Below are 25859 nucleotides of genomic sequence, written 5' to 3'. Positions count from 1 at the left end.
AGGGAGCCGGCGTCGTGCCGTCGCGGTTCCGGCTACTCGAGCAGCTTGCCCGCGGTGGCGACCTCGCCGCTGATCAGCGCCTGGATCTCCTCCGGCACCGCGGGGATCTCCTCGCGCGTGATCCCCGTGGAGGGCGACCAGACGAGGTTCACCTGGAGGGCCGGGTCGATGTCCGGGTAGTCGCTGCGGTTGTGGCAGCCGCGGCTCTCCCGGCGCTCGAGCGCTGCCTCGAGGGTGGCCCGCGCGGCCATCGCGGCCGACTTGAGGTCGAAGGCGTGGGCGAGGTCCTGGAAGCCGGCGATGTCCGGGTGCACGCCGATGTCGGCGATGCGCGCCTCGATCGCGTCCAGCTCGGCGAGCCCGGCGAGCAGGCCCTCCTCGTCGCGGACGACTCCGGCGTGCTCGGTCATCGTGTTGCGGATCGCGCGCTGCAGGGCGCGGACGTTCTCGGTGCCGTCGGCCGAGAGCAGGCCGGCGATCTCGTCGCGGGCGACCTGGACGGACGCGGCCGAGCGGGTCTGGGCGGTCAGCGAGGCGGAGTACTCCGCCGCCGCCTGCCCGACGATCCGGCCGAACACCAGCAGCTCGATCAGCGAGTTGCCGCCGAGGCGGTTGGCGCCGTGCAGTCCACTGGAGGCCTCTCCGATCGCGTAGAGCCCGGGGACGTCGGTGCTGTGGTCGTCCGAGCGCACCCAGACCCCGCCCATCGAGTAGTGCGCCGTGGGCGCGATCTCGATCGGGTCCTTCGTGATGTCGAGCATCTGCAGCTCGAGCATCGTCTGGTACACCCGCGGCAGCCGGGTCATGATCGTCTCGCGCGGCAGGTGCGAGACGTCGAGCCAGACCCCGCCGTTCGGCGTGCCGCGACCCTCCTTGATCTCGGTGTAGCAGGCGAGGGCGACGCGGTCGCGGGTCGAGAGCTCGAGGCGCTCGGCGTCGTACTTGCCCATGAAGCGCTCGCCGAGGCCGTTGCGGAGGATGCCGCCCTCGCCGCGCGCGGCCTCGGAGATCAGCGTGCCCGCCGCGTTCTCGGGCTCGATGATGCCCGACGGGTGGAACTGGACCAGCTCCGGGTCGCGCAGGCGGCCGCCGGCCTCCACGGCCAGGCGGAACGAGTCGCCCGTGTTCTCGTCGCGGCGGGAGGAGGTGCGGCGCCAGATGCGGTTGTGCCCGCCCGCGGCGAGGATCACCGCATCCGCGTGGATCAGGTAGCGGGTGCCGTCGACGAGGTCGAAGCCGTAGGCGCCGAACACTGCTCCGTCCTCGTTGACGAGGATGCGCGTGACGTACACGGTGTCCAGGATCGGGATCTCGAGCTGGGCGGCCCGGTTGACGAGCGTGCGCTGGATCTCGAGGCCGGTGTAGTCGCCCGCGAAGGCGGTCCGGCGGTAGGTGTGCGCGCCGAAGAAGCGCTGCGAGATGCGGCCGTCGTCCTCGCGGGCGAACGGCATGCCGTAGCGCTCGAGGTCCTGGATGCCGCGGGCGGCGTTGGAGGTGACGATCTCGACCGTGTGCGGGTTGGCGAGCTGGTAGGACTCGGTGATGGTGTCGGCCGCGTGCTGCTGCCAGCTGTCGTCGGGGTCCATCGTGGCGAGGGCGGCGTTGATGCCGCCGGCGGCGAGGGAGGTGTGCGCGTCCGACTTCGAGCGCTTGCCGAGCGCGAGGACGTCCACGCCCGCCTCGGCGAGCTCGATCGCGGCGCGCAGGCCCGATCCGCCGGTGCCGATGACGAGGACGGAGGTGGAGATCCGACGCTCCGGTGCGGTGGTCTCTGAAGTGGTCATGCCTCCACGCTAGGCACGGCGCTTCGATTACTCCAATGCATAATGCTGGGCACAGCCATGCGCATAGGGTATGCATGTGGATCTCGAGCAGCTCACCGGATTCGTCGAGGTCGCCCGCCTCGGCAGCTTCACCCGCGCCGCCGAGAAGCTGCATCTCGCGCAGCCCTCGCTGAGCCGCCGGATCGCCGCGCTGGAGCAGGACCTCGGCTCCGAGCTCTTCCACCGGGCGCGTTCCGGCAGCACCCTCACACCGGCCGGGGAGCTGCTGCTGCCGCTCGCCCGGCGCATGCTCGCCGACGCCGGATCGGTGCGCCGCGAGCTGGCCGAGCTGGCCGGGCTCGAACGCGGTCGGGTCCGGTTCGGCGCGACGCCGACGCTCTGCATCAGCCTCGTCGCGGAAGTGCTGCACGCCTTCCACTCCGCGCATCCCGCCGTGGAGCTGCACCTCGCCGAGGACGGGTCGCGGAGCCTCTTCGACCGGCTGGCCCGCGGCGAGCTCGACCTGGCGCTGGTGACGACCTCGACCGCGGCCGCTCCCGGCGCCTTCACGGTGACCCCGCTGCTCGTCGAGGAGCTCGTCGTGGTCTCCTCCGCTGCGGAGCCTCCCCTCGCCGCGACCGGCGCGCTCGACCTGGCGGCGGTCGCCCGCCTCCCGCAGATCGTCTTCAACTCCAGCTACGACCTGCGCCGGACGACCGACGCCGCGTTCGCCGCCGCGGGCCTGGAGCCGGACGTGGTGCTGGAGGGCGCCGAGATGGACGCGGTGCTGCGCTTCGCCGAGCGGGGCCTCGGCGTCGCGGTCGTCCCGGCGATGGTGCTGCAGGGGCGCCCGGGGCTGCGCTCGATCCGCCTCGAGGAGCCGACGCTCGAGAAGCCCACGCTGACCCGGACGATCAGCCTCGCGCGCCCGGCGGACCTCGCGCCGACCGCCGCGGCGCGGGTCATGCAGCGCACCATCGCGGCGACCGCCCGCGCCTTCGCCGCCCAGGCCGGCGGCACGATGCGCCTGGCCGACAGCCGCTGACCGAGCGGGGGCTCGAGGCGCCGCTGCTCGACCAGCAGTACGGCGATCATGCTGATCGAGCGGCCCCGGAGGGCGCATCGAGATCCCCCCGCACGCGCAGGAGCGCCCCCGACCCCGCAGGGCCGGGGGCGCTCCCCGATGGTTCAGCCGTGCGCTACGAGCACGGGCGCGCCGCGTACGGAGCGCTCACCTCCGTCTCGACGGGGGCGCCGTTCATCGTGGCCGTGGCCTCGACGGTCACCGCACCGGCGGGCAGGTTCGCCTGACGGGTGGTGAAGGCGTGCGACACGGTCTTGCCGGGCGCCACCGAGGTGAACGACTTCGTGCCGGACGTCGACGTGAAGGTCACGCCGACGGGGACGTCGGAGCCGTTGCTCGCCTGGACGGTGACGATCGCCTTGCCGGCGATGCAGCGGGTCGCCGCGCTCGCCGTGATGTCGAGCGCCGGAGCCGCCTCGCCCTCGGTGAAGGCGAAGGTGTCGAGCTCGAACAGGTCGCCGGAGGGTCCGGAGTAGCTGAAGAACACGTCGTGCACTCCGGTCGCTCCGGTCAGCGCGGCGCTGACGTCGGTCCACTCACCGGTCGTCCCGTTCACCGCGACGGTGCCCGCGACGGGCCCGGTCTCGGAGTCGAGGCGGACGGTGACGGTGCCGCCGGCCTGCAGCGCCTTGGCCTTCGCGGTGAACGTCGCGGCTCCGGTGTCCCCGAAGTCGACGGCGGACAGCGCGGTCCAGTCGCCGTTGTCGAGGTCCTTCAGCACGAGGTTCTGGGTCGCGCCCGCGGCGGGGGTGCCGAGCGGCGCCGTCGCGATGCCCTTGCTCCAGCCGATGGTCTCGGCCGGGAAGGTGCGGTACGGATCGAAGTCCTTCACCTGGTCGACGCCCTTGTAGTCGCCGACCACCTGCTGCACCGTGCCGTCGGCGTTGAACTGCAGCTCCTGGATGTGCGGGCTGCGGTACCCCTGGGTGGTGTCGCCGTTGATCCGCTTGTTGAGCGTCGGCGCGTGGTAGGTGAAGTAGTACTTGCCGCCCAGCTCGAAGACCGACTGGTGGTTGTTGCCGCCGGTGCCGGCTCCGAAGAAGCGGCTCTGGTTCGGGAACATCACGCCGGCGTAGTTCTCCTTGGGCCAGGACATCGGGTCGTCCGAGATCATGTAGCCGATCTCGCCGCCGCCCGGGTAGCCGGGCTCGCGGGTCTGGTTGCCGCCGAAGTCGTTGCCGCCGAAGTGGGACGAGTACGAGAGGTAGTACTTGTCCTGGCGCTTGAACACCTGGGCCGCCTCGAACGCGACGGGCGCGTCCACGACGGCGGAAGTGCCCTGGGTCGAGATCATGTCGTCGCCGAGCTCGATCACGCGGATGTTCTTCGGGTTGTTGAAGCGCTCGGCCGCGGGGAGCGCGGTCGAGGCGGGTCCGCCTCCGAAGAACAGGTAGCCCTGGCCGTCGTCGTCGACGAGCGGTGCCGGGTCGAACTTCCACGCGACCGCCTCGGCGCCCGGGGTGGACGCGTTGATGAGCGTGGAGGTCCGCTGGCTGGTCCACGGGCCCACCGGCGAGTCGCCGGTGATCACGTTGCTGGAGCCGCCGCCGTTGGCGTAGTAGAGGAAGTACTTGTCGACGCCGTTCACGGTCTTCTTCGCCATGCCGGGAGCCCACGAGTTGCCGGTGTAGGGCGCGACTCCGGTGGAGCCGGCGACCTGGATCTCGCCGTGGTCGGTCCAGTTGACGAGGTCGTCCGAGGAGATCACGGTGATCTGGTTGATCTTGCCGTAGTCGATGCCCGCCGAGACGCCCGTGGCGGGGTTCGGAGCGTAGCCCTGGGTGTCGTTCGTCATGTACATGTACACGCGGCCGTTCTCGACGAAGCCGAAGCCGTCGGCGCCGAACTTCCAGCCCATGAGCGGGTTGTGGTCGCCCGGGATCTTGCCCACGACCTCGATGGTGCGCGAGGCGGGCGCGGGCGGCGCCGCTCCGACCAGCGAGACGTCGTCGAGCTTGTAGTCCATGAGGTGCGTCTCGGGCGCGGCCGACGGAGTCGCCGTCCACGGCGTCTCGAAGAAGAGGCGCGCGGTGGCGACGCTCTGCCCGGCGGGGATGGTGAACGATCCGTTGATCGTCGCCCACTGCCCCTTCGTGGCGGTGACGCTCGCGAGGTTCGTGTAGGTGCCTCCGCCGTAGTGCATGGTGGCGAAGAACTGCTTGGTCGCGGGGCTCGCGGCGTTCTCGTACTTGATCTGCGCCTTGACCTGGTAGGTCTGGCCGGCGACGACCTTGCCGCTGAGGTCCTGCATGGCGCCCGCGCCGGTGGTCGTGCGGCCGGTGACGAGCGCTGCGGCGGTGCCGGTGCGCGCGTCCGTGGTCGTCGCGATGGTGCCGGCGTCGGCGGCGTTGCCGTTGTTGACGAACCAGCTGCTGATGCCGCTCTCGAAGCCGCCGTTGACGATGAGCTCCGCCTCAGCGGCGGACGAGGTCTGGGCGGCGAAGGGGGCCACCAGGAGCGCGGTCAGCGCGGCCGTGGCCAGCAGCCTCAGCCGCAACCGCCCCTTCGGAGCGGCTTCTCGTTGTGGTGATCTCACGGATCCTCCTTGATCGTGTCGTGCAGGAGATCGTCGGCGGCGGGTGCCGCTGACGCGTTCGGGGGCGGGGGCGGCCGCGCGGGCCGCCCCCGGAGTGCTCAGCCGCAGGACGCGGCCGGGTGGGGCGCTCTCACCGTGGTCGTCACCGGCTCGCCGTCGAGGGTGGCGGTCGCGGTCACGACCACCTCGGCGGCGGGGACCGAGGCCGCCCGCGTGGTGAAGGCGTGGCTCGTCGTGGCGCCGGGTGCGAGCGCGGCGACCGTCTTCGTGCCGGACGCGCTCTCCATCCGGAGGGCGACGGGCACGTCGTCGGCGTTGGTGGCCCGCACGGTCACGACGACCTTCCCCGCGATGCAGCGGGTCGCGGCGGCGGCGGTCACATCGAGCGACGCCTCCCTCAGCGTCCCGAGGCGGGCCAGCTGGTAGCTGAGCGCGCGCTCCGGGGCGTCGATCTGGTTCTGCGTTCCCGCGGTGCCGACCGCCTGCGCCTTCGCGAGGACCGATTGGAGGTCGGACCAGGCGTCGGCCGGGTAGTCGTCGGAGCGGAGCGTCGCCGCGTGAGCGACGGCCGCGTCGAGCTGCGAGCGGTCGAGCGCCTTCCCCTCCGAGGAGAGGGTGTCGCTCAGGAGGAACTCGTCGACGTCGACGTGGCCGCCGGCGGTCTTCGTCGCGTAGCTGAACAGCCCGAGGCGGTGGCCCATGAAGTGCGTGAGCTGACCGTCGAGGGTCTGCGGGCCGACGCGGCTGCCGAGCTTCGTCCAGCTCGTCCCGTCGAGGCTGTACGAGAAGGTCGTCCAGAGCTGTCCGGCCGGGGCCGAGAGCTCGAGATCGGCCTTCAGGCGCACCTGAGAGGCGTCGCCGAGGGCGGCGGTGGTGCCGGGGAGGAAGGACTCCACGGCCGCCTGGTCGAACGTGGTCGCGAACGGCTGACTGCGGTTCACGACGCCGACGGTGGTGACGCCGTCCACGCGCTTGACCGCGACGTAGGAGAAGCCGCGGTTGTAGGCCGCGAGCCCGGCGACGTCGCCGTCCTTCATCCCGGAGACGTCGAACGCCGCCTCCGCCGACTGCTTCGGAGCCACGATGCGCTGGGAGAGCGTGTTGCGCGCCTCCTCCAGGTACGTCATCTCGGGCGAGCCCGAGAGACGCGTGTGCGCGGCCGTTCCGCTGAGCACCTTCCCGTTGGTGAGGCGGAGCCAGCCCTCGCGCTCGGTCAGCGACCAGTAGCGGTTGTCGGGGGCGTGGTTCCACTGCCAGGGGAGGGCGAGGGTCGAGCCGTTCGGCTCGATCTCGGCGGCCGTCGGGCGCTCGAGGGTGGGAGCGGCGCCGACGAGCGAGACGTCGTCGAGCAGGTACTCGGTGCTCGAGGACGCCGGCTGCGGGTTGCCCCACGGCGTCTCGACGGCGAACTTCACGCTGCCGACATTCGCGGTCTCGGGCACCGTGTAGGTCCCCGTGATCGTCGTCCACTGGCCCTGCGTGACGGCGGCGGACGCCATCGTCACGGGTCCCGCGCCGAAGTCGGCGCAGAGGTTGAAGCGGACCGACGCGGGGCCGGTCGTGTACTTCACCTTCGCGGACACGGTGTAGGTCACGCCGCGCTGCAGCTTGTTCGCGAGCACCTGGCTCGGGCCGGAGCCGTTGAGCGTGCGGGTGCCCACGCGGAGCGCGGCGGTGCCGGACGCCGGGTCGGTCGTGTCGGCCGACAGCGTCGCGCCGAACTGGCCTGCCCACGGCGCCGTCCCCGACTCCGCTCCCGGGTTCTGGAGCAGCTGCACGCCGAGCAGCGACGCGTCGTAGGCGGGCGCGGGCGGGATCGTCCACGACTCGTCCTGGTAGGCCTTCGCCGGGGCGTCGTTGTCGAAGTCGTCCGAGACGACGATGCTCTTCTGCCGCTCGAACAGCTCCTCCTCGGGGCTGAGGCGGATCGGCTTCGGGAAGCTCCCGCCCACCGGCACCGAGCCGTTCGTCCCGAACGTCGGCCAGCCGTCCTTCCACGTCGCCGGGATGAGCCCGGGGATGCGGCCGGTCGGGAAGCTGTCGCGGAAGAACATGCCGTGCCAGGCGGTCGAGCCGTCCTCCTTCGCGATCGGCACGAGGCTCCCCTGGGCGAACCCGCTGGAGTTCAGCACGCCCTTGCCCTCGTAGGGGTTGCTGCCGTCGGCGGTCGCGTAGCGGCCCAGCAGCTCGGACGAGCGGAACAGCGCCACCTGGCGGCCCTGGCCCGAGGGCCAGGTGATGATGACGATGTAGTACTGCCCGTCGATGTACTGCACCTGCGCGCCCTCGAAGAGGCCGCCGAGGTAGCCGGCTCCCGGGTAGTCGGAGGTGCGGAGGATGTTCGGGTACTCGGCGACGACGGTCGTCAGGTCCTCGCTCAGCTTCACGGCGCTGGTGGATCCGGAGCCGTAGAAGATGTACGGCGTGCCGCCGTCCGCGTCGTCGAAGAAGAGCGACGGGTCGTGGAAGGCGCGGCCGAGGGCCGTGCGGGTCCAGGCCCCGTCCTCGATGTCGTCGGTCGAGTAGAGGTAGGAGCCGCCGAGGTTGTTGGTGTTGAAGACCGCGTAGTAGCGGCCGTCGTGGTACCGCAGCGACGAGGCCCACTGGCCGTTGCCGTAGGAGTTCTGCCCGTTGCGGAGCGAGAAGCGGTCGCCGATCTCGAGCCGGTCGAAGACGTAGTTGACGATCTCCCAGTTGACGAGGTCGTAGGACTTCATGATCGGAGCGCCCGGGCTCAGGTGCATCGTGGTGCTGATCATGTAGTAGATGTCGCGGCCCTCGTCGTTCTCGGACGCGGGCACGCGCTCGACACTGACGTCGGGCACGTCGGCGTTCAGCAGCGGCACGGAGTAGGTGCCGTCGCCGCGGTCCGTCGACGTGTAGGAGGCCTTCGGCGACCACGCGCCGGCCGCGGTCGCCGGAGCCGCGCCGGAGGCGAGCAGGCCCGCCGCGAGGAGGGCGCCGATCGCCGTGGAGGCGACTGCGCGCATCGGGGTCATTCGAACAGCGACAGCGTCAGGACGGAGGAGTAGTCGCCGGGGGCGACGTCGGCCTCGGTCTTCAGGGTGAGGCCCGCGGACACGGTCCAGGACCCGTCCGTCGCGGTCTCCTGCGAGTCGAGCGACAGCGCGAGCAGCTCCTGGTCGAACAGCCCCACGGCGTCGGCGCCCTCGTCGAGGATCGTGTCGACCGGGTCGCCCTCGGACACCAGGCCCGACTCGCCGCCGTCCACGAGGACCGGCGTCCAGCCGAGGTGGTCGGAGGAGATGTCCTCCTGGTCCGCGTCGCCGGTGAAGGCGCTCGCCGAGCCGAGGACGTACCAGCCGGCTCCGGCCGGGATCTCGTCGACGGTCCGGGTGTCCGTCACGGTCACGTCGGGCAGCTGCCCCGTGAAGGCGCGCACGGTCGGGGTGGAGCCCTCCTCGGCGAGCGTGGCGGAGGTGCCGTCGATCGACATCGAGAGGGCGCCGGGCTGCTCCAGCTCCTCGATGCTGACGTTCACGTCGACGTCGTCGGAGCCGTACTCGGTGTCGGCGGCCGCGGCCGCGGCGGCGACGCCGGACAGGAGCAGGCAGCCGGCGAGAGCGGCGCCCGAGCGGACGAGCCAGAGGGGTCGGGGGGTGCGTCGCGTGGACATGGTGTTCCTCACTCGATCGGCATCGTCGCCGATCAGGTCGAGCGCCGGACGGCGCGGAGTGGTGGCGCGGCCCGAGGCCGCGAGAGGACGGAGCGCGGCGCAGCCCGAGGGGCGTTCGGCCGCGCCTGGAGCGCAGGACGCGCGGAGAGCGGCGGACGGCTCGTGCGCGGCGGCTTCCACAGCGTGGCCACGCGAGCTCCAGCTCTCGACCCCCTCAGCACTGAGGGGAGAAAGGCTGCCCGACGCTCGTCTCTCTCGACTGCTGAGCTTTCCCTCAGCTAGTCTTGCGGGCAATGTTACCGGGAACATTCCCGATTGCAAGGACGTGTTCTCAACCGTCCGGAGCAGCGCAGCGAGGCGATCACCGCGTTCCGCCGCGGCCGGGCGGGGACGGCGGGAGGGGACGAGGATGTCCGCAGGGGCGGCGACGGCGGAGGCCGAGCAGGAGGTCGTGACGACGGAGTGCGCGGAGCGCTCCGACGTCATCGGCGTGCTCCTGGGCGACTTCGAGCCGTTCGGCACGGAGGTGCTGCAGGGAGTGGCGACGGCGCTCCGGGGGACCCGGTTCGACCTCCTCGCCGGCAGCGGGGCGAGCCGCCGGGGCCGGGCGGGCTGGGAGCAGGAGTCCCTGCGGCGCCTCACCGAGGCGCACGTAGCGGGGGCGATCCTGGTGACTCCCTCCGGCGTGATCCCCCCGTCGGACCTGCCGCTCGTCGTCGTGGATCCGCTGACCGCGCAGACCGAGCTGCACTCGGTGGCGACCGACGACTTCGGCGGAGCGCAGCTGGCGACGGGCCACCTGATCGGGCTCGGCCACCGCCGCATCGGCTTCGTCGCGGGTCGCCCCGACCTGGAGTCGTCGCACCGGCGCGGCGCCGGCTACCAGCGGGCGCTCGCGGACGCCGGCCTCCCCTACGACCCCGCGCTCGTGCGGATCGGCTACTACCGGCACGACCCCTCCCTCGTCGCCGCCCACGAGCTGCTGCTGCTGCCCGACCGGCCGACGGCGGTCTTCGCCGCGAACGACGCCTCCGCCATCGCCGTGATCGAGGCGGCCCGGGCGCTGGGCCTCTCGGTGCCGGGGCAGCTGTCGGTCGTGGGCTACGACGACGTGCCCGACGCCTCCCGGGTGGTCCCCGCGCTCACGACGGTGAGGCAGCCGCTGCACCGCGTCGGGCGCGCTGCCGCCCGGGCGCTCCTGACGCTCATCGACGGCGGGAGCGTGGCCGAGCCGCACGTGCGGCTGCGCAACAAGCTCGTGCTCCGCGGGTCGACGGCGCCTCCCGCCGAGGGCCCGCCGTCCGGCTGACTCCTCCCCCTCCCCCAGCCGGCGGGAATACGCTCGGCGCATGAACCAGCAGCGCACTCCGGTCACGGTCACGGTCACGGGAGCGGGAGGCGCCATCGGCTATGCGCTCCTGTTCCGCATCGCCTCGGGTCAGCTCCTCGGGCCGGACGTCCCCGTCCGCCTGAACCTGCTCGAGATCCCCTCCGGCCTCCGCGCGGCCGCGGGCACGGCGCTCGAGCTGCAGGACGGCGCCTTCCCCCTCCTCCGCGGGATCGAGGCGACGGACGACCCGGCCGCCGCGTTCGACGGCGCGAGCGTCGCCCTCCTGGTGGGCGCCCGGCCGCGCAGCGCGGGCATGGAGCGCGCCGACCTGCTCGCCGCGAACGCGGGCATCTTCGGACCCCAGGGCGCCGCGCTGAACGCGCACGCCGCCTCCGACATCCGCGTGCTGGTCGTCGGCAACCCGGCGAACACCAACGCCTGGATCGCGCGGCGCAGCGCCCCCGACATCCCCGCCGGCCGCTTCACCGCGATGACGCGCCTCGACCACAACCGGGCGGTCGCGCAGCTCGCCGCGAAGCTCGACGCCCCCGTCGACGCGATCGAGGGCGTCGCGATCTGGGGCAACCACTCCGCCTCGCAGTACCCCGACGCGACGCACGCCACCGTCGGCGGACGGCCGGTGCCCGAGCTGGTCGACGCCGAGTGGCTGCACACGGAGTTCGAGCCGCGGGTCGCCAAGCGCGGCGCCGAGATCATCGAGGTCCGCGGAGCCTCCTCGGCCGCGTCCGCCGCCTCCGCCGCGATCGACCACGTGCGCGACTGGGTCGACGGCACGTCGTGGACCTCGGCCGCTGTCGAGTCGGACGGCTCCTACGGGGTGGAGGAGGGGCTGATCTCCTCGTTCCCGGTCCGCTCCGTCGACGGCGAGTGGCGGATCGTCGAGGGACTCGAGATCGACGCGCACTCCCGCGCGCGCATCGACGAGTCCGTGCTCGAGCTGCGCGCCGAGCGCGACCAGGCACTGGCGTTCCTCGCGTCCTGACGCGCCCCTGCCCGTCCTGTCTCCGCGGGATGCCACTCCGGTGCGCCTCGCGCGGCGTGTCGCGTACCGGAGCGGCATCCCGCGGAGGGGCTCAGCGGCGCTTCTCCGGAGTGGGGAGGGTGCCGGAGGCGCGGGCGGCCTCGTACCAGGCGTGCGCCTCCTCCTGGCGCTCCGCCTCGGCGCCGGTCGCGATCACCGCGCGCACGTGCTCGGGCCCGTAGCCGAACGACGCGACCAGGTCGGCGGCGTGCGGGCGGATGCGCGCGAGCAGGCGGTCGATGTAGGACGTCACCGCGACCGCTCGCTGCGACGACAGGCGCCCGTGGATGAGGTACCAGTCGAGGTGCTTCTCGATCAGGCCCAGGCCGAACAGGTCGCGGAGCCAGGTGAGGACGGTGCGCGTGCCCGCGTCCTCGACGCCGGCGAGCGCCTCCGTGAACGCCTCCCACTGCAGCAGCTCGGCGTGCGCGCGCGCCGCCTCGATGAGCTCGCTCTGGTGCGCGTTGAACAGGCGGGCCGCCTCGTCGGAGGGCAGCTTCGACGCCGGGCGCAGCCGTGAGGCGATCCCCGCGACCATGCTCTCGACGCGGCCGGTGAGCAGCTCGCGCTGGTCCTCCCGCAGCTGGCCGACCGAGCGGGCCGTCGATCCGCGATCGGCGACGACCTGGGCCAGACGGCGCAGACCCGAGTTGTCGACGGTCGCCCCCGCGACCTGCGAGGCGGCGTACCGCGCGAGCTCCGCGGGCTGGGCGCCCTTGAAGCGGCGTCCGACGTCGGTCAGCAGGCGCTTGGCGACCAGTTGGAGGAGCACGGTGTTGTCGCCCTCGAAGGTCGCGTACACGTCGAGGTCGGCGCGCAGCTGCGTGAGCCGGTTCTCCGCGAGGAAGCCCGCGCCTCCGCAGGCCTCGCGCGCCTCCTGCAGCGTGTCGAGAGCGTGCCAGGTCGAGAGCGCCTTCAGTCCCGCGGCGAGGGTCTCGAGGTCCTGCCGCGACTGCTCGGTGTCGTTCGCGCCGGAGAAGACCTCGTCGAACGCCGTCAGCAGCTTCTCGTGCGCGAAGGCGGCGGCGTAGGTGGTGGCCAGGCGCGGCAGGAGGCGACGCTGGTGCCGCTGGTAGTCGAGCAGCACCTCCTCCCGCTCGCCCCCGCCGGTGAACTGGCGGCGCTGATCGCCGTAGGTGACGGCGACCGTCAACGCGATCTTCGCCGCAGCGACCGAGGCTCCGTCGAGCGAGACGCGGCCCTGCACGAGCGTGCCGAGCATGGTGAAGAATCGGCGGCCCGGGCTCGCGATCGGCGAGGAGTAGGTGCCGTCGGCGGCGACGTCGCCGTAGCGGTTCAGCAGGTTCTCGCGCGGGACGCGGACGCCGTCGAAGTGGAGGCGGCCGTTGTCGATCCCGTTCAGACCGCCCTTGAGGCCGTCGTCCTCCCCGCCGACGCCGGGCAGGAACGCGCCCTGCTCGTCGCGGATCGGGACGAAGAAGGCGTGGACGCCGTGGTTCACCCCGAGGGTGACCAGCTGCGCGAAGACGACCGCCGCGCGCCCGTCCACCGCCGCGTTGCCGAGGTAGTCCTTCCAGGCCGCGCGGAACGGCGTCCGCAGCACGAACTCGCCGTCCTCGTAGGTGGCGGTCGTGGCGATCGACGCGACGTCGGATCCGTGCCCGGTCTCGGTCATCGCGAAGGCGCCCGGGATCTCGAGGCTCATGATCCCCGGCAGCCACTTCTCGTGGTGCGGGCGGGTGCCCAGGTGCAGGACCGCGGCGCCGAAGAGCCCCCACTGCACGCCGGACTTGATCTGCAGGGAGGGGTCGGCGGTGACCAGCTCCTCGAAGCCGGCGATGTTGCCACCGTGGTCGGCCTCGCCGCCGAGGTCGACCGGGAAGGCGCGGTGCACGCCGCCCTCGGCCGCGAGCACGCGCATCTGCTCCGAGACGCGGAGGCGGTGCTCCTTCATCGGGAGGCCGTCGGTGCGGTGCAGCTCGGGGCGGGCGGTCAGAGCGCGGCTGGCGAGGCGCTGCTCGCGCCAGGCGCCGAGGAGGGTCTCGCCGAGGGCGGCGACGTCGACGGCGGGGGCGCCGTCCTCGTCCAGGCGCGCATCGACCTCGGAGCCGAGGGAGTCCACCGGCGGCGTGGGCGCGATGGAGCCCGAGCGGGAGCGCCGGGCCCGCGTGCGTCCGGTGGCCGCCCGGTCGGCGGCGTCGGCGGCGGAGCGGGGGTGGGGAGCGGTGCTGACCATGGTGTTCGTGTCCCTTCGACCGTCTGCGGTTCGGGCCGCTCCCGGTGCGTCGTGCGCCGACGGGCGCGGCAGCGGAGGCGGTCCTCGCACGGTAGGTCGCTCGGCGGCGCGGCGGAAACGTTCCGTCGCCCGGGCACAAACGGCGCCAGGCGGAGGCGGAAGCGCGTTGTCGGAACCGACCAGGCGGGGGCGGGGCGCCTCGTCTGTGCGCTGGACGGGCTGTCCCTGCCGACGGGAGCGGAGGAGGGGGCGGCTCGTCCGTGTGCTGAACGGACTGTCCCTGCGGATCCCAGCAGAGGAGCGACGCCGCACCGGAGGCCGCCTCGCTAGTCTCTCGGCATGAGCGAGCCGCCGCTGCCTCCCCCTCCGCCCGCCCGACACCCGGCGGCCGGGCCGCCCGCGGACGTCGCGGCAGCGCCTCCCCGGACTCCGGGTGCGCCGCCCGTGGACGTCGCGGCCGCGCCTCCCGCGCCTCCGGCCGCGCCGGGATCCGGGGTGCCGCATCGGCGCCCGGTCCGCGTCTGGGACCTGGTGCTGACGATCGTGCTGATCCTCGTGGCCTCCGCGGTGACGCTGCTGCTGTCGTTCTTCGGGCTGTTCTTCGCGATGGCCAGCGACTCGTGCGGCGGATCGAACGCCTGCGATATCGGCCTGATCGAGGGCGGGATGGTCCTCGCCGCAGGAGGAGTGTGGGTGCCGTTCCTCGCGGCGCTGGTCGTCTCGATCGTGCTGCTGGTGCGGCGGCGCATCGCGTTCTGGGTGCCGGTGGCGGGTCTCGCGGCGTCGTTCTGCTGCACGCTGCTCGGCGGGTGGATGGCGTCGACGGGCGCGGGCGGCTGAGGGCGCTCGCCGGCGCCTCGGACCGAGGACGCTCGCGTCGCTGACGAGATGGGCACGATCGCCGACGCGGACGCCGGAACGCGATCGCCCGCGCCGGCGCCCGCCTCCGTCGCGTGTGGTGAACCGCGCGCCTCAGCGACGGATCAGTAGCTGTCCCAGCCGGGCTCCCAGTCGGGCTCGTCCGGCGGCACCCAGTCGTCCTCCGGCGGCTGCGCGGCGGACACGGGCGGACCGGACGACTCGCGGCCGAACGAGGGCTTCGCCCCTTGCGAGCGGGACGACCCGCCACGGGCGGCCGGCGCGCGGCGGGGAGCGGGAGCCTCCTCACCGGGTTCCGGGACGGCGATCTCGGGGCTCTCCCCCGCGACGACGGCGAGCACGGCCTCGCCGTAGGTGAGCAGCTTCTTCTGGCCGACGCCGCCGATGATGCTGAGCGCGTCCATCGTCGCCGGCTCGGCGGTCGCGATCTCGCGGAGGGTCGCGTCGTTGAAGACGATGTAGGCCGGGACCGCCTGCGCGCGGGCCTGCGCGGCGCGCCACTCCCGGAGCCGCTCGAACAGCGGCTGAGCCTCGCCCGACAGCTCGGCCACGGTGGACCGTCCGGAGCGGGAGGATCCGCTGGAGCGGGCCGGCTTCTCCGGCTCCTGCCGCAGCTCGACCTTCCGCTCGCCGCTGAGGACGGAGCCGGACGCGGGCGTGAGCACGAGCGTGCCGAAGCCGTCGTCGTTCACGCCGAGAAGGCCCTGCGCGAGGAGCTGGCGGGCGACTCCGCGCCACTGGGTGTCGCTGAGCTCGGCGCCGATGCCCCAGGTGGCGAGGCCGTCGTGCTGGTGCTGGGTGGTGCGCGGCGTGGACTTGCCGCGGAGGACGTCGATGATGTGACCGGCGCCGAACTGCTGGTTGCGCTCCCGCTTGAGGCGGACGACCGTCGACAGGAACTTCTGCGCCGCGACCGTGCCGTCCCAGGAGGCGGGCGGCTCGAGGCAGGTGTCGCAGTTGCCGCAGGCGGTGCTCTCCTGGCCGAAGTAGGCGAGCAGGTTCACGCGGCGGCACTGGACCGTCTCGGAGAGCGCGAGCATCGCGTCCAGGTGCGCGGACATCCGCCGACGGTGCGCCAGGTCTCCCGGCGACTCGTCGATCATCCGGCGCTGCTGCACCACGTCCTGCAGGCCGTAGGCGAGCCAGGCGGTGGACGGCAGTCCGTCGCGGCCGGCGCGACCCGTCTCCTGGTAGTAGCCCTCGACCGACTTGGGCAGGTCGATGTGCGCGACGAACCGCACGTCCGGCTTGTCGATCCCCATGCCGAAGGCGATGGTCGCGCAGACGATGACGCCCTCCTCGCGGAGGAACCGCGACTGGGCGGCGGCGCGCACCCGCGAGTCGAGTCCCGCGTGGTACGCGACGGCGTCGAAGCCCGCCGATCGCAGCGCCTCGGCCGTCGCCTCGACGCTCTTGCGGGAGAGGGCGTAGACGATGCCCGCGTCGTGCGCGTGCTCGCGCCGCAGGAAGTCGATCAGCTGCTTGCGCGGCTCGACCTTGTTGACGATCCGGTACTGGATGTTCGGGCGGTCGAAGCTCGAGACGAAGTGGCGGGCGGCGCCGAGGTGCAGGCGCGACGTGATCTCGCGGTGCGTCGCCTCGGTGGCGGTCGCGGTGAGGGCGATGCGCGGGACGTCGGGCCAGCGCTCGGCGAGCTCGCCCAGTGCGAGGTAGTCGGGGCGGAAGTCGTGGCCCCACTGGCTGACGCAGTGGGCCTCGTCGATCGCGAAGAGGGCGATCCGGCCGCGGGCGAGGAACTGCTTCATGCCCTCGTTGCCCAGGCGCTCCGGGGCGACGTAGAGCAGGTCGAGCTCGCCGTCGAGGTAGGCGCGCTCGACGCGGCTGCGCTCGCCCGCGTCCTGGGTGGAGTTGAGGAACTCGGCGCGGACGCCGTTCGCGCGGAGGGCGTCGACCTGGTCCTGCATCAGCGCGATGAGCGGGGACACGACCACGCCGGTGCCGGGGCGCACGATGGCAGGGATCTGGTAGCAGAGCGACTTGCCGCCGCCGGTGGGCATCAGGACGACGGCGTCGCCGCCTCCGATGACCTGCTCGACGATGGCCTGCTGCTCGCCGCGGAAGGAGCCGTAGCCGAAGACCTTCTCGAGGATCGCCTGCGCCTCGGAGGATCCGGATCCCGGGGCGCCGCTCGCCGCGTCGCTCCGGACGCCGCCGCGGGACTCCGCCGAGGGGTCGGCGAGCGGCGGGGCGGGGAGGGATGTCGCGGTGGGCTCTGTCACCCGGGGAACTCTACCCGCCGCCTCCGACGCCGCCCCGGGGGTCCGGGGAACTGTGGAGAAGGGCTGCAGGGAGGGAGCTGGGGAGGCGGCTGCAAGGAGCGTCGGGGGGCTTCTGCGGCGCCCGGATCAGAGGTCGGTGAGGGCTCGGGTGTCGCCGTCCCAGAAGCGGACGCCCGCGAGGCCGACGGTGAACGGCTCGCCGAGGAGGGGGACGGCGCCGCCGAGCTGCTCGGCGCGGAGGCGGCGCGAGACGCTGATGTGCGGCGTCCAGGCGTCCGGCAGCGAGGTGTCGACGCCGCCCGGCACGAGGCGCGTGGCCCGGTCGTGCAGCGCGTCGAGGGCGGGCGAGCGGACCACTCCCCAGGCGAGGACGAAGCGCCCGGCGTGCGGGAAGAGGAGGACGGCGCCCAGGTCGGCCGTCGCCGGCAGCGGACCGAGCGCGCCCGGCTCCGGGGCGGTCAGCTCGGGCCCGGCGACCAGGGTGAGGTGCGGGCGGTTGCTGGCGGACGTGTGCAGCGCGAGGCTCGGGATGCCGGCCGCCTCGAGCGCCTCCCACTGGCTGCGGACGCGAGCCTCCGACTCCGGATCGAGGAGGACTTCGAGGCTGCGCATGTCCACATTCTGCCGCGGCTCCCGTGTGCGGGCCTTCGCGGGCGCGCGGCCACTCGCGGGTGCGCGCGATCCTCGTCGGCTCCCGCGAGTGTGCAGGAGTCGTCGCACTCGAGCTCGAGTGCGACAACTTTCGCGCACTCGCGGGGGCGAGGAGCGGGGCGGAGACGGGGAGCGGGCGGGCACCGCCGGCCCCGCGCCCCGCCACCCGCGTCAGCCGATCGTCACGAGGGCGGCGAACAGCTCCGGCGCTCGGCGGTCGACGATCCGACCGCCGACGCGGATGCCGACCAGCGCGAAGACGGTGCCCAGCACGAGGGCGGCCGCCAGTCCGATCAGGCCGAAGGCCGGGTCGCCGCCGATGAGCGAGATCGCGCCGAGGACGATCGACGGGAGCGCCAGCAGACCGGTCGCGGCCATGCTCCCCAGCATCACGACGCTCGAGATCATCCCGGAGCCCGGCGGCGTCTTCAGCGGGCTGTCCCCCGGCCCGGGCACGGGGTAGACGACGAGCGACGAGGCGACGCTCGACACTCCGAACCCGCTGAGAACGAGGGCCAGCGCCATGCCCAGCACGGCCGGGATCGCGTCGGCGCGTCCCGCGTACAGCGCGGTGCCCACCGCCACGACGACCACCGCAGGGACGCCGATGATCGCGGCGGCGACGACGCGACCGGCGCGGTCGGCCGACCCCGTCACTCCGGAGCTGACGTGCGCCGCCCAGGCGGTGCCGTCGTACGACACGTCGGCGCAGAGGGTCACGCCGAAGATCAGGCCGACGAGCACGGCCGAGAGCAGCACGAAGGTGTCGCCCCCGCTGCCGATCGCGGAGTAGAAGACCGCGAGGACGACGACGGCGGGGATGACGAGGAGCCCGCGGCTGTAGCGCGGGTCGCGCCACCAGTAGCCGAGGGCACGCGCGGCGACGGCGCCGGTCGGGGTGCCGGGGAAGCGCCCGAACAGGCCGAGGCCCGCGGATCCGGAGGCGGAGTGCGCGCCGGACGCGGCGGGCTCCGCGAGCGCGTGCCGCAGCGCCCGGGCCCACGCCCAGACGAGGACGGCCAGCGTCGCGAGCCCGATCAGCAGGCGCGCGATCGCCGCGACCCAGTCGCCCGCGACGACGGATCCGGGGACGGCCCAGATCGCGCCGAGCGGCGACCAGCCGAGGGCGCCCGCGATCACGGGCAGGACGTCCAGGCCGTCGCGGATCACGTTGGTCAGGCCGAAGAAGAGAGGTCCGAGCAGGATGACGACGACGAGCACGACGCCGCCGATCACCTCGCGGTAGCGGCGGCTCGAGCCCAGGCCCGTGGTGAGCGCGCCGATCAGGCGGGACGCGACCACGCAGGTCGCGACGCCGATCACCGCGGCGACGAGGCCGGGCAGGATGCCGATCGGACGGCTCCACCAGGCGGCGGCGGAGGCGAGCGCCCCGAGCGTGGTCACCACGCCGGGGATGCCCGCGAGGCCCGCGGCGGCGAGCCCGAGGAGGAGGGTCCGCAGCGGGATCGGGAACGTCGCGAGGGTGGGCAGGTCGAGGCTCTGGTCGGAGCCGGACAGGAAGATCGGCCCGAGCACCCAGCCGAGGATCAGAGCGGATCCGCCGAGGACGATCGCGACGTTCGCGAACGCCGGGTCCGTGCCTCCGAGCGCGACCAGGCCGGCCGCGACCAGGCCGAGCACTGCGATCGCGTAGAGACCGCCGAGGATCACGCCGATCAGCTGCCACACGTTCCGCGTCAGCGAGTTGCGGAGCAGGAGCAGCCGCAGCCTCAGGAGATGCGCAACCATGCCGGTCCCTCCTGGTGGGTGCGGCCGCCGACCAGCTCGACGAAGCGCTCCTCGAGGCTGGAGCCGGCGCGGACCTCCTCGAGGGTGCCGGAGGCGAGCACGCGGCCGTCGGCGATGACGGCGACCCGGTCGCACATCCGCTCGACGAGGTCCATGGAGTGGGACGACACGATGACGGTGCCGCCCGATGCGACGAAGCCGGTCAGGATGTCGCGGATGTTCGCCGCCGAGACCGGGTCGACCGACTCGAACGGCTCGTCGAGCACCAGGAGGCGCGGGGCGCGCACGAGCGCGCAGGCGAGCGCGATCTTCTTGGTCATGCCCGCGGAGTAGTCCACGACGAGCGTGCGGTCGGCCGGATCGAGGCCGAGCAGGGCGAGGAGGTCGTCGGTCCGCTCGACGACAACGGAGCGCTCGAGCCCGCAGAGCAGGCCGTAGTAGGTGACGAGCTGGAGACCGGTGAGGCGGTCGAACAGCTTGACGCCGTCGGCGAGGACGCCGATCAGCCGCTTCGCCTCGAGGGTGTCCTTCCAGACGTCGACCTCGTGGATCGTGACGACGCCGCTGTCGGGGCGGAGCAGGGCCGTGGCCATCGAGAGGGTCGTCGTCTTGCCCGCGCCGTTGGGGCCGACGAGCCCGAAGAAGGAGCCGGCGGGGACGTCGAGGTCGATGTCCTTCACGGCCTCCTTGTCGCCGAAGCGCTTGCGGAGGCCGCGGATCCGCAGGGCGACCTCGCCGTGGCGGCCGGAGGCCTCGGGGGCGGCCCATGCGGGGGTCGCGGAGTCGGTGAGCGCGGAGTCGGTGTGCTCGGCAGCGGTGCCGTCGGCGGCGGTGCGCGCGGCGGGGCTCTCGGTGTCCGTGCCGTCCTGGGGAATGCCGCGGGGCGTCGTCCCGTCCATGTGTGTCCCTTCCGGGCCGCGGTGGGCGGCCGCTCCTCCACCCTAGGCAGGCGCTGCGGCCGGGGCATCCGTCCCGCGATGGAGTCGCGCGGCCCCGGCCCCTCGACGGGGCGGGGCGGGAGCACGGCCGCCTACGCTGGCCCCATGCCCACGCTCCTCCTCGTCCGGCACGGACGCACCACCGCGAACACCGCGGGGATCCTCGCCGGACGCACCGCCGGAGTGCGGCTCGACGACGTCGGACGCACGCAGGCGGCGCGCACCGGGGAGCGGCTGGCGGCGGTCGAGCTCGCGACCGTGGTGTCGAGCCCGCTCGAGCGGTGCCGGCAGACCACGCGCTTCGTCCTCGAGCGGCAGACGGGATCGCCGGCGACCGTGATCGACAAGGGCATCACCGAGTGCGACTACGGCGACTGGTCGGGGCGCTCGCTGCGGGATCTCGCGACGGAGCCGCTCTGGGCGACGGTGCAGAACCAGCCCTCCGCGGTGGTCTTCCCCGGCGGCGAGGGGATGCTCGCGATGCAGGCCCGGGCCGTGTCCGCGATCCGCCGGCACGACGCGGCGGTGGCGGAGGAGCACGGGGCCGGCGCGGTGTGGGCGGCGGTCAGCCACGGAGACACGATCAAGGCGATCCTCGCGGACGCGCTCGGCATGCACCTCGACCTGTTCCAGAGGCTCAGCGTCGGACCGGCGTCGGTGTCGATCATCCGCTACGGCGCGGGGCGGCCCGAGGTCGTCGCGATGAACACGGACGCCGGGGACCTGGGCTGGCTGCGGAAGGCGGCCCCCGTGGCGGACGCCGCCGTGGGTGGCGGGGCGGGGCACGAGTAGGCGCGGGTTCGGGAGGGCCGCTTCAGGGCTCGATCGAGCGGCAGGGATGCGGGTGCTCGGCGGCGGCGGATCTCGATGCGTCCGCTCCGCGGGGGGCTCGGTCAGCAGAAGAGACGGCTGCTCGATCAGCAGGCCGCCCGAGCCCGACGCGCGCAGCCACTGCGGAGGCGGGCGCTCGTAGACTGGGGGCATGCCTCCGATCGTGCACGGATTCGACTGGCCCGATCGCGTCGTCGTGGGGACCGTCGGCTCACCCGGCTCGCGCTCCTTCTACCTCCAGGCCAAGACCGGGCCCCGCGTGGTCAGCGTCGGCCTCGAGAAGCAGCAGTCGGCCCTCCTCGCCGAGAAGATCGACGAGATCCTCGACCAGCTGATGACCGCCCAGGGCAACCCGGTCAGCGTCCCCGCCGGCACTCCCCCGGAGCTCGTCGACAACGACCCGCTCGACCAGCCCGTGGAGCCCGAGTTCCGCGTCGGCGGGCTCAGCCTCGGCTGGGACCCATCCACCGCGCAGATCGTGATCGAGGCCTACCCGCTGACCGAGGCGGAGGACGACTCCGAGGAGGAGCCCGAGCCCACCGAGATGCTGCAGGTGAAGATCCCGGTCGGCACGGCGCGCGCCTTCGCGAAGCGCACCCTCGAGGTCGTCGGCGCCGGACGTCCGCTCTGCCCCCGCTGCGGCGAGCCGATGGATCCCGACGGGCACGACTGCCCGCTCGCATGAGCGACCCGGGCGGGCTCGACGGCGAGCTGGAGCTGGCCGGCCGGATCACGATCGCCTCGAACGCGACGTTCCTCGCGCAGCTCGGCGAGACGTCCGTCGTCTACAAGCCGATCTCGGGCGAGAAGCCGCTGTGGGACTTCCCGGACGGCGTGCTCGCGGGCCGCGAGGTCGCCGCGTACCTCGTCTCGGAGGCGCTCGGCTGGAACGTGGTGCCGCGCACGTGGCTCCGCGACGGTCCGCTCGGGCCGGGCATGGTCCAGCTCTGGCAGGACATCGATCCGGACCAGGACGCGGTCGACCTGGTGCCCGCCGACGCCGTGCCCGACGGATGGCGGCACGTCCTCGACGGCAGCGACGAGGAGGACCGCGACATCTCCCTCGTGCACGAGGACTCGACGGCGCTGCGCCGGATGGCCGTGTTCGACGTGGTCGCCAACAACGCGGACCGGAAGGGCGGGCACGTGCTCGCGCTGCCCGACGGCCACCGCTACGGGGTAGACCACGGCCTCACCTTCCACTCCGAGCACAAGCTGCGCACGGTCCTCTGGGGCTGGATCGGCGAACCGCTGCTCGAGGAGGAGCTGACGGCGCTGGCGCTCCTGCGCGCGCAGATCGACGGACCGCTCGGCGAGGCGCTCTCGGAGCTGCTCACCGAGGACGAGGTCGCCGCGTTCGCGAAGCGCTGCGAGCGGCTCGGCTCCTTCGGCCGCTTCCCGGGCCCGCGGGGCGGGATGCCCGCGGTGCCCTGGCCGCTGTTCTGAGCCGGGCGCGTTCAGAACTCAGGGCGAACGCCTCCGGGGCGGCGGAGACGCGCTGATCCCCAGGCGCGGGAGCGGATCCCTCCTGCATCGTGAGCGGCTCAGAAGCTCCAGCCGCGGCCGAACAGCTCCTCACCGGGCGTCGTTCCGCCGCCTCCCGGACCCGCGCCGCGAGCGCCGAGGTAGGAGGAGACGACGGCCGCGCCCAGGTCCTCCGCCTCCGGGTTCACCACCGAGCCGCCGACCCGGCGGGCGAGCGAGTCGATGAAGCGCGCGAGGCCCGGGTCGTCGCCCAGGCGGAAGAACGTGGTGTGCGCGCCGAGGCGGAGCGACGCGTCGAGCTCGCGGACCGAGACGGCGACCGTCAGCGGGTCCGGCGGGTAGTCGAAGAAGACGCCGCCGTCGGGCTCGAGGTGCGCGGTCGGCTCGCCGTCGGTGACGATGAGCAGCACCGGCTGCGCGTTCGGGTGCTTGCGGAAGTGCCGGTTGGCCAGCAGCAGCGCGTGGTGCAGGTTCGTGCCCTTGTCCCACTCCGCGTCCAGGCCCACCAGCTGCTCGACGTCCATCACCTCGGCGCGGCGGCCGAAGGCGACGAGCTGCAGCGCGTCTCCGCGGAACCGGCTGCTGATCAGGGTGTGCAGGGCGAGGGCGGTGCGCTTCATCGGCACCCAGCGGCCGTCCATCGCCATCGAGAACGACGTGTCGACGAGGAGCGCGACACAGGCCTGCGTGCGCGCCTCCGTCTCCTGCACCTCGACGTCGTCGATCCGGATGCGCACCCCCGAGCCGACCGGCCGGCCCTCGCCGGCGCTGCGGGTGAGGGCGTTGGTCACCGTGCGGGGGATGTCCCAGGCCTCGGTGTCGCCGAACTCCCACGAGCGCGTCGCTCCGGAGCGCTCGCCCGCCGCGCCCGCACGCCGGACGTCGCGGGCGCCCTGACGGCCGGAGACGGTCTCGGCTATGTCGCGCAGGAGCGCCTTCCCGAGCTGGCGCATGGCCTTCGGGCTGAGGGCGAGGCGGCCGTCGGAGCCGCGGCGCAGGGTCCCGGAGTCGCGCAGGGCCCGCTCCAGGCGCTTCAGCGTCTGCGCGTCGACGGAGGCGTCCTCGCCGAGGCGCTTCGCCAGCAGGTCGAGGTCGAGGTCGTCGAGGGAGGAGCGGTCCGTCTGCGCGAGCTGGTCGGCGAGGGCGTCGAGGTCGGCCAGCTCCTGGAACACGCCCGTCCCGTCGCCGAGGCCGAGCCCCTGCTCGCCGTCCATCCGCTCGGAGCCGCCCCAGTCCTCGCCGGGACGGAGCCCCCGCAGGGTCTCGTCGAGGCGGCCGAGGGACTGCATGAGCTCCGGCGTGCCGAAGGCCTCCTGGGCGAGGGCGTCGAGCTCGGCGCGCTGCTCGGCGGTCATCGAGTTGCGCATCCGCTGGGCCGCCGCCGCGCGGGCGGCGAGCGCGTCGATCAGCTCGTCCACCGATTCCGGGCCCTCGGGGAAGTACTCGCCGTGCTGCTCCATGAAGGCGTCGAACTGCTCGGGGGTGTCCTCCCCGCGCGCGTGCGCCTCGAGCAGCTCGTTCAGGTCGCGGAGCATCGCGTCGATCGCGGCGCGGTCCTCGTCGCTCGCGTTCTCGAGGGCCTGCTTCATCCCCTCGAAGCGCTGATCGAGCATCTCGCGGCCCAGGAGCTCGCGGATCCGCTCGAAGTCGGCGCGCGCCTCGGGGCTCTGCCAGCGGTAGTCGCGGAGCTCCGAGACGGCCGCGGCCGGCGAGGGCGGGAGGCTGTCGAGCTGGATCTCTGCGAGCGCGCGGTCGCCGTCGTCCATCTGCGTGTCGCGGGCGAGCTGCTTGCGCTCGGCGAGGACGGCCTTGTCGAGGAGCTCGCGGATCTCGCGGAGCGTGCCCTCGAGGTTGTTCCTCTGCGTGAGCTCGCGACGCCGCTCGGCGACGCGGGCGGCCAGGTCGTCCAGGCCCTCGCGGTCGCGGGTGCCACGGCGGAGGAACTCGCGCAGGGCGCGCTCGGGCGAGGTGCCGCCCATCACGTCCTCGCCGATCGCGTCGAGGGCCTCCTTCAGGTCGACCGGAGGAGCGAGCGGATCGGGTCCCCCGTCGTACTTCGCGTAGCGCGCGTCGCGCTTCAGCCGCCGGTTGCCGCGCGGAGCATCAGCCATAGACGGCCTCGCCCCCGCCCGTCTCCTTGCTCAGCTTGCGCGACAGGTAGAGGCCCTCGAGGGCGAGCTCGACCGCTCCGGCGCGGCGCCCCTCCCCCACGGCGTCGAGGCGCTCGGCGACCTCGTCGTACACGCGGGCCTCGCCCAGCAGCGGCAGGCCGGCCAGGAACTCGCGGGCGGTCACCTGCTCGCCGGTCGTGATCATCGCGCCGTCCTCGACCGCCTCGACGAGCGGCCCGAGGTCGACGCCGCGCAGGTGGGCGCGGACGGTCTCGGCGGTGGCCTGACGGAGCAGGTGGTCGAGGATCTCGTCCTCGCGGCCCTCCTCCCCCGACTCGAACTCGATCTTGCCGCCGAGCACGTCGACGGCGGTCTCGAGGTCGATGGGGCGGGCGACCGCCTCCTCCTCGCCGCGGCGGGTGGCGCGGTGCAGGGCGGCGGCGGCGATCGTCTCGGCGCCGGCGATGGCGAAGCGGGCGCTGACACCGCTGCGCTGATCGACGGAGCTCGACTCGCGCAGGGCCCGCGTGAAGCGGGCGAGGATCTCGATGAGCGCGTCGGGCACGGTCGCGACGAGGTCCGCCTCCTGCCGGATGACGGCGACCTCGTCGACGAGAGCCGTCGGGTAGTGGGTGCGGATCTCGGCGCCGAAGCGGTCCTTCAGCGGCGTGATGATCCGGCCGCGGTTCGTGTAGTCCTCCGGGTTCGCGCTCGCGACGACGAGGACGTCGAGGGGGAGGCGGAGGACGTAGCCGCGGATCTGGATGTCGCGCTCCTCCATCACGTTGAGCATGGCGACCTGGATCCGCTCGGCCAGGTCCGGCAGCTCGTTGATCGCGACGATGCCGCGGTGGCTGCGCGGGATGAGGCCGAAGTGGATGGTCTCCGGGTCGCCCAGGCTGCGGCCCTCGGCCACCTTCATCGGGTCGACGTCGCCGATGAGGTCGGCGACGCTGGTGTCGGGGGTGGCCAGCTTCTCGACGTAGCGCTCCTCGCGGGGCTTCCACGCGACGGGCAGGTCCTCGCCCAGCTCCTCCACTCGGCGGCGGCTCTCCGTGGTGATCGGCTCGTAGGGGTGCTCGCCGAGCTCGGACCCCTCGATGACGGGCGTCCACTCGTCGAGCAGGCCGACGAGGGTGCGCAGGAGGCGGGTCTTGCCCTGGCCGCGCTCGCCCAGCAGGACGATGTCGTGGCCGGCGATGACGGCGCGCTCGACCTGCGGGATGACCGTCTCGGCGAAGCCGTGCAGGCCCGGCCAGGGGTCGCGGCCCTCGCGCAGGGCGTCGAGCAGGTTGTCGCGGATCTCGGTGCGGAGGCTCTTCTGCACGTGCCCGGAGGCACGGAGCTGGCCGAGGGTCTGGGTCGTCGGGCGCATCACCTCGGCAA

At 73.3% G+C, this 25859-nt stretch carries 18 protein-coding genes; 7 read left to right on the top strand and 11 right to left on the bottom strand.

Going from position 1 to position 25859, the window contains the following annotated elements; genetic code table 11:
• Window positions 1-32: 32 nt before the first annotated feature.
• Entirely contained in the window at window positions 33-1784 is a 1752-nt protein-coding gene (locus C5C10_RS00890) for an L-aspartate oxidase (RefSeq protein ID WP_104328275.1), read from the bottom strand.
• A gap of 70 nt (window positions 1785-1854) precedes the next feature.
• Here C5C10_RS00890 and C5C10_RS00885 point away from each other — a divergent pair, with 70 nt between their 5' ends.
• A complete protein-coding gene (locus C5C10_RS00885; RefSeq protein ID WP_104328274.1) occupies window positions 1855-2808 on the top strand; it encodes a LysR family transcriptional regulator in 954 nt (317 codons plus the stop codon).
• A gap of 154 nt (window positions 2809-2962) precedes the next feature.
• On the opposite strand, the gene C5C10_RS00880 is transcribed toward C5C10_RS00885, so the two are convergent.
• The 3 genes from C5C10_RS00880 to C5C10_RS00870 all read right to left on the bottom strand — a co-directional run bounded on the left by C5C10_RS00880 (window position 2963) and on the right by C5C10_RS00870 (window position 9020).
• A complete protein-coding gene (locus C5C10_RS00880; protein ID WP_219812654.1) occupies window positions 2963-5383 on the bottom strand; it encodes a family 43 glycosylhydrolase in 2421 nt (806 codons plus the stop codon).
• Between the two features lie 98 nt (window positions 5384-5481).
• A complete protein-coding gene (locus C5C10_RS00875; RefSeq protein WP_258060326.1) occupies window positions 5482-8373 on the bottom strand; it encodes a family 43 glycosylhydrolase in 2892 nt (963 codons plus the stop codon).
• A gap of 5 nt (window positions 8374-8378) precedes the next feature.
• Window positions 8379-9020 carry a hypothetical protein gene (locus tag C5C10_RS00870; RefSeq protein ID WP_104233676.1) on the bottom strand — a complete coding sequence of 214 codons (642 nt, stop codon included), beginning with the start codon at window positions 9018-9020 and terminating at the stop codon, window positions 8379-8381.
• Window positions 9021-9429: 409 nt separating this feature from the next.
• Between C5C10_RS00870 and C5C10_RS00865 the strand changes: the two genes are divergently transcribed.
• Together C5C10_RS00865 and C5C10_RS00860 are read left to right on the top strand one after the other, a co-directional pair.
• Entirely contained in the window at window positions 9430-10329 is a 900-nt protein-coding gene (locus tag C5C10_RS00865) for a substrate-binding domain-containing protein (RefSeq protein WP_104328272.1), read from the top strand.
• A gap of 40 nt (window positions 10330-10369) precedes the next feature.
• Window positions 10370-11353 (top strand): malate dehydrogenase, encoded by a 984-nt coding sequence (locus C5C10_RS00860; RefSeq protein ID WP_104226035.1) that lies wholly within the window; start codon window positions 10370-10372, stop codon window positions 11351-11353.
• A 91-nt stretch (window positions 11354-11444) separates the two neighbouring features.
• Here the strand turns inward: C5C10_RS00860 and C5C10_RS00855 are convergent, their stop codons facing one another.
• Window positions 11445-13589 (bottom strand): acyl-CoA dehydrogenase, encoded by a 2145-nt coding sequence (locus tag C5C10_RS00855; RefSeq protein ID WP_104328271.1) that lies wholly within the window; start codon window positions 13587-13589, stop codon window positions 11445-11447.
• Window positions 13590-13928: 339 nt separating this feature from the next.
• On the opposite strand from C5C10_RS00855, the gene C5C10_RS00850 reads away from it, so the two are divergent.
• Window positions 13929-14429 (top strand): DUF6264 family protein, encoded by a 501-nt coding sequence (locus tag C5C10_RS00850; protein WP_219813220.1) that lies wholly within the window; start codon window positions 13929-13931, stop codon window positions 14427-14429.
• 143 nt (window positions 14430-14572) lie between these two features.
• On the opposite strand, the gene recQ is transcribed toward C5C10_RS00850, so the two are convergent.
• The 4 genes from recQ to C5C10_RS00830 form a co-directional block, all read right to left on the bottom strand.
• On the bottom strand, window positions 14573-16708 hold the full coding sequence (gene recQ, locus C5C10_RS00845; RefSeq protein ID WP_181073351.1) for a DNA helicase RecQ: 2136 nt from the start codon (window positions 16706-16708) through the stop codon (window positions 14573-14575).
• A 126-nt stretch (window positions 16709-16834) separates the two neighbouring features.
• Window positions 16835-17320, bottom strand: a complete 486-nt coding sequence (locus C5C10_RS00840; protein ID WP_104328268.1) for a hypothetical protein — start codon at window positions 17318-17320, stop codon at window positions 16835-16837.
• Window positions 17321-17530: 210 nt separating this feature from the next.
• A complete protein-coding gene (locus C5C10_RS00835; RefSeq protein ID WP_104291761.1) occupies window positions 17531-19108 on the bottom strand; it encodes a transporter in 1578 nt (525 codons plus the stop codon).
• Window positions 19090-20007 (bottom strand): ABC transporter ATP-binding protein, encoded by a 918-nt coding sequence (locus tag C5C10_RS00830; RefSeq protein ID WP_104328267.1) that lies wholly within the window; start codon window positions 20005-20007, stop codon window positions 19090-19092. Before C5C10_RS00830 ends, C5C10_RS00835 begins: the two co-directional genes overlap by 19 nt.
• A gap of 144 nt (window positions 20008-20151) precedes the next feature.
• Between C5C10_RS00830 and C5C10_RS00825 the strand changes: the two genes are divergently transcribed.
• The 3 genes from C5C10_RS00825 (at window position 20152) to C5C10_RS00815 (ending at window position 22323) form a co-directional block, all read left to right on the top strand.
• On the top strand, window positions 20152-20838 hold the full coding sequence (locus tag C5C10_RS00825) for a histidine phosphatase family protein (protein WP_104226042.1): 687 nt from the start codon (window positions 20152-20154) through the stop codon (window positions 20836-20838).
• A 190-nt stretch (window positions 20839-21028) separates the two neighbouring features.
• Window positions 21029-21562 carry a DUF3090 domain-containing protein gene (locus C5C10_RS00820; protein ID WP_104225051.1) on the top strand — a complete coding sequence of 178 codons (534 nt, stop codon included), beginning with the start codon at window positions 21029-21031 and terminating at the stop codon, window positions 21560-21562.
• Window positions 21559-22323 (top strand): SCO1664 family protein, encoded by a 765-nt coding sequence (locus tag C5C10_RS00815; RefSeq protein ID WP_104226043.1) that lies wholly within the window; start codon window positions 21559-21561, stop codon window positions 22321-22323. The genes C5C10_RS00820 and C5C10_RS00815 overlap by 4 nt, the downstream gene beginning before the upstream one ends.
• A 98-nt stretch (window positions 22324-22421) precedes the next feature.
• Here C5C10_RS00815 and C5C10_RS00810 read toward each other — a convergent pair whose 3' ends face one another.
• The gene (locus C5C10_RS00810) at window positions 22422-24473 is read right to left on the bottom strand and encodes a VWA domain-containing protein (protein ID WP_104328266.1); all 2052 of its coding nucleotides are present in this window, start codon (window positions 24471-24473) and stop codon (window positions 22422-22424) included.
• Window positions 24466-25848: a magnesium chelatase gene (locus C5C10_RS00805; protein WP_104328265.1), complete on the bottom strand. Its 1383-nt coding sequence runs from the start codon at window positions 25846-25848 to the stop codon at window positions 24466-24468. The genes C5C10_RS00810 and C5C10_RS00805 overlap by 8 nt, the downstream gene beginning before the upstream one ends.
• Window positions 25849-25859 lie beyond the last annotated feature (11 nt).

The organism is Rathayibacter sp. AY1A3 (assembly GCF_002930975.1).
Taxonomy (GTDB): domain Bacteria; phylum Actinomycetota; class Actinomycetes; order Actinomycetales; family Microbacteriaceae; genus Rathayibacter.
This window is presented reverse-complemented; position numbering and strand designations above follow the sequence as displayed.

Excerpts from the sequence above, each read along its gene's own strand:
- C5C10_RS00840 (WP_104328268.1), bottom strand. The coding sequence starts at position 17,320 with ATGCGCAGCCTCGAAGTCCTCCTCGATCCGGAGTCGGAGGCTCGCGTC.
- C5C10_RS00850 (WP_219813220.1), top strand. The coding sequence starts at position 13,929 with ATGAGCGAGCCGCCGCTGCCTCCCCCTCCGCCCGCCCGACACCCGGCG.
- C5C10_RS00860 (WP_104226035.1), top strand. The coding sequence starts at position 10,370 with ATGAACCAGCAGCGCACTCCGGTCACGGTCACGGTCACGGGAGCGGGA.
- C5C10_RS00805 (WP_104328265.1), bottom strand. The coding sequence starts at position 25,848 with ATGCGCCCGACGACCCAGACCCTCGGCCAGCTCCGTGCCTCCGGGCAC.
- C5C10_RS00825 (WP_104226042.1), top strand. The coding sequence starts at position 20,152 with ATGCCCACGCTCCTCCTCGTCCGGCACGGACGCACCACCGCGAACACC.
- C5C10_RS00810 (WP_104328266.1), bottom strand. The coding sequence starts at position 24,473 with ATGGCTGATGCTCCGCGCGGCAACCGGCGGCTGAAGCGCGACGCGCGC.
- C5C10_RS00820 (WP_104225051.1), top strand. The coding sequence starts at position 21,029 with ATGCCTCCGATCGTGCACGGATTCGACTGGCCCGATCGCGTCGTCGTG.
- C5C10_RS00890 (WP_104328275.1), bottom strand. The coding sequence starts at position 1,784 with ATGACCACTTCAGAGACCACCGCACCGGAGCGTCGGATCTCCACCTCC.
- C5C10_RS00870 (WP_104233676.1), bottom strand. The coding sequence starts at position 9,020 with ATGTCCACGCGACGCACCCCCCGACCCCTCTGGCTCGTCCGCTCGGGC.
- C5C10_RS00855 (WP_104328271.1), bottom strand. The coding sequence starts at position 13,589 with ATGGTCAGCACCGCTCCCCACCCCCGCTCCGCCGCCGACGCCGCCGAC.
- C5C10_RS00835 (WP_104291761.1), bottom strand. The coding sequence starts at position 19,108 with ATGGTTGCGCATCTCCTGAGGCTGCGGCTGCTCCTGCTCCGCAACTCG.
- C5C10_RS00875 (WP_258060326.1), bottom strand. The coding sequence starts at position 8,373 with ATGCGCGCAGTCGCCTCCACGGCGATCGGCGCCCTCCTCGCGGCGGGC.
- C5C10_RS00865 (WP_104328272.1), top strand. The coding sequence starts at position 9,430 with ATGTCCGCAGGGGCGGCGACGGCGGAGGCCGAGCAGGAGGTCGTGACG.
- C5C10_RS00885 (WP_104328274.1), top strand. The coding sequence starts at position 1,855 with ATGCATGTGGATCTCGAGCAGCTCACCGGATTCGTCGAGGTCGCCCGC.
- C5C10_RS00830 (WP_104328267.1), bottom strand. The coding sequence starts at position 20,007 with ATGGACGGGACGACGCCCCGCGGCATTCCCCAGGACGGCACGGACACC.
- C5C10_RS00815 (WP_104226043.1), top strand. The coding sequence starts at position 21,559 with ATGAGCGACCCGGGCGGGCTCGACGGCGAGCTGGAGCTGGCCGGCCGG.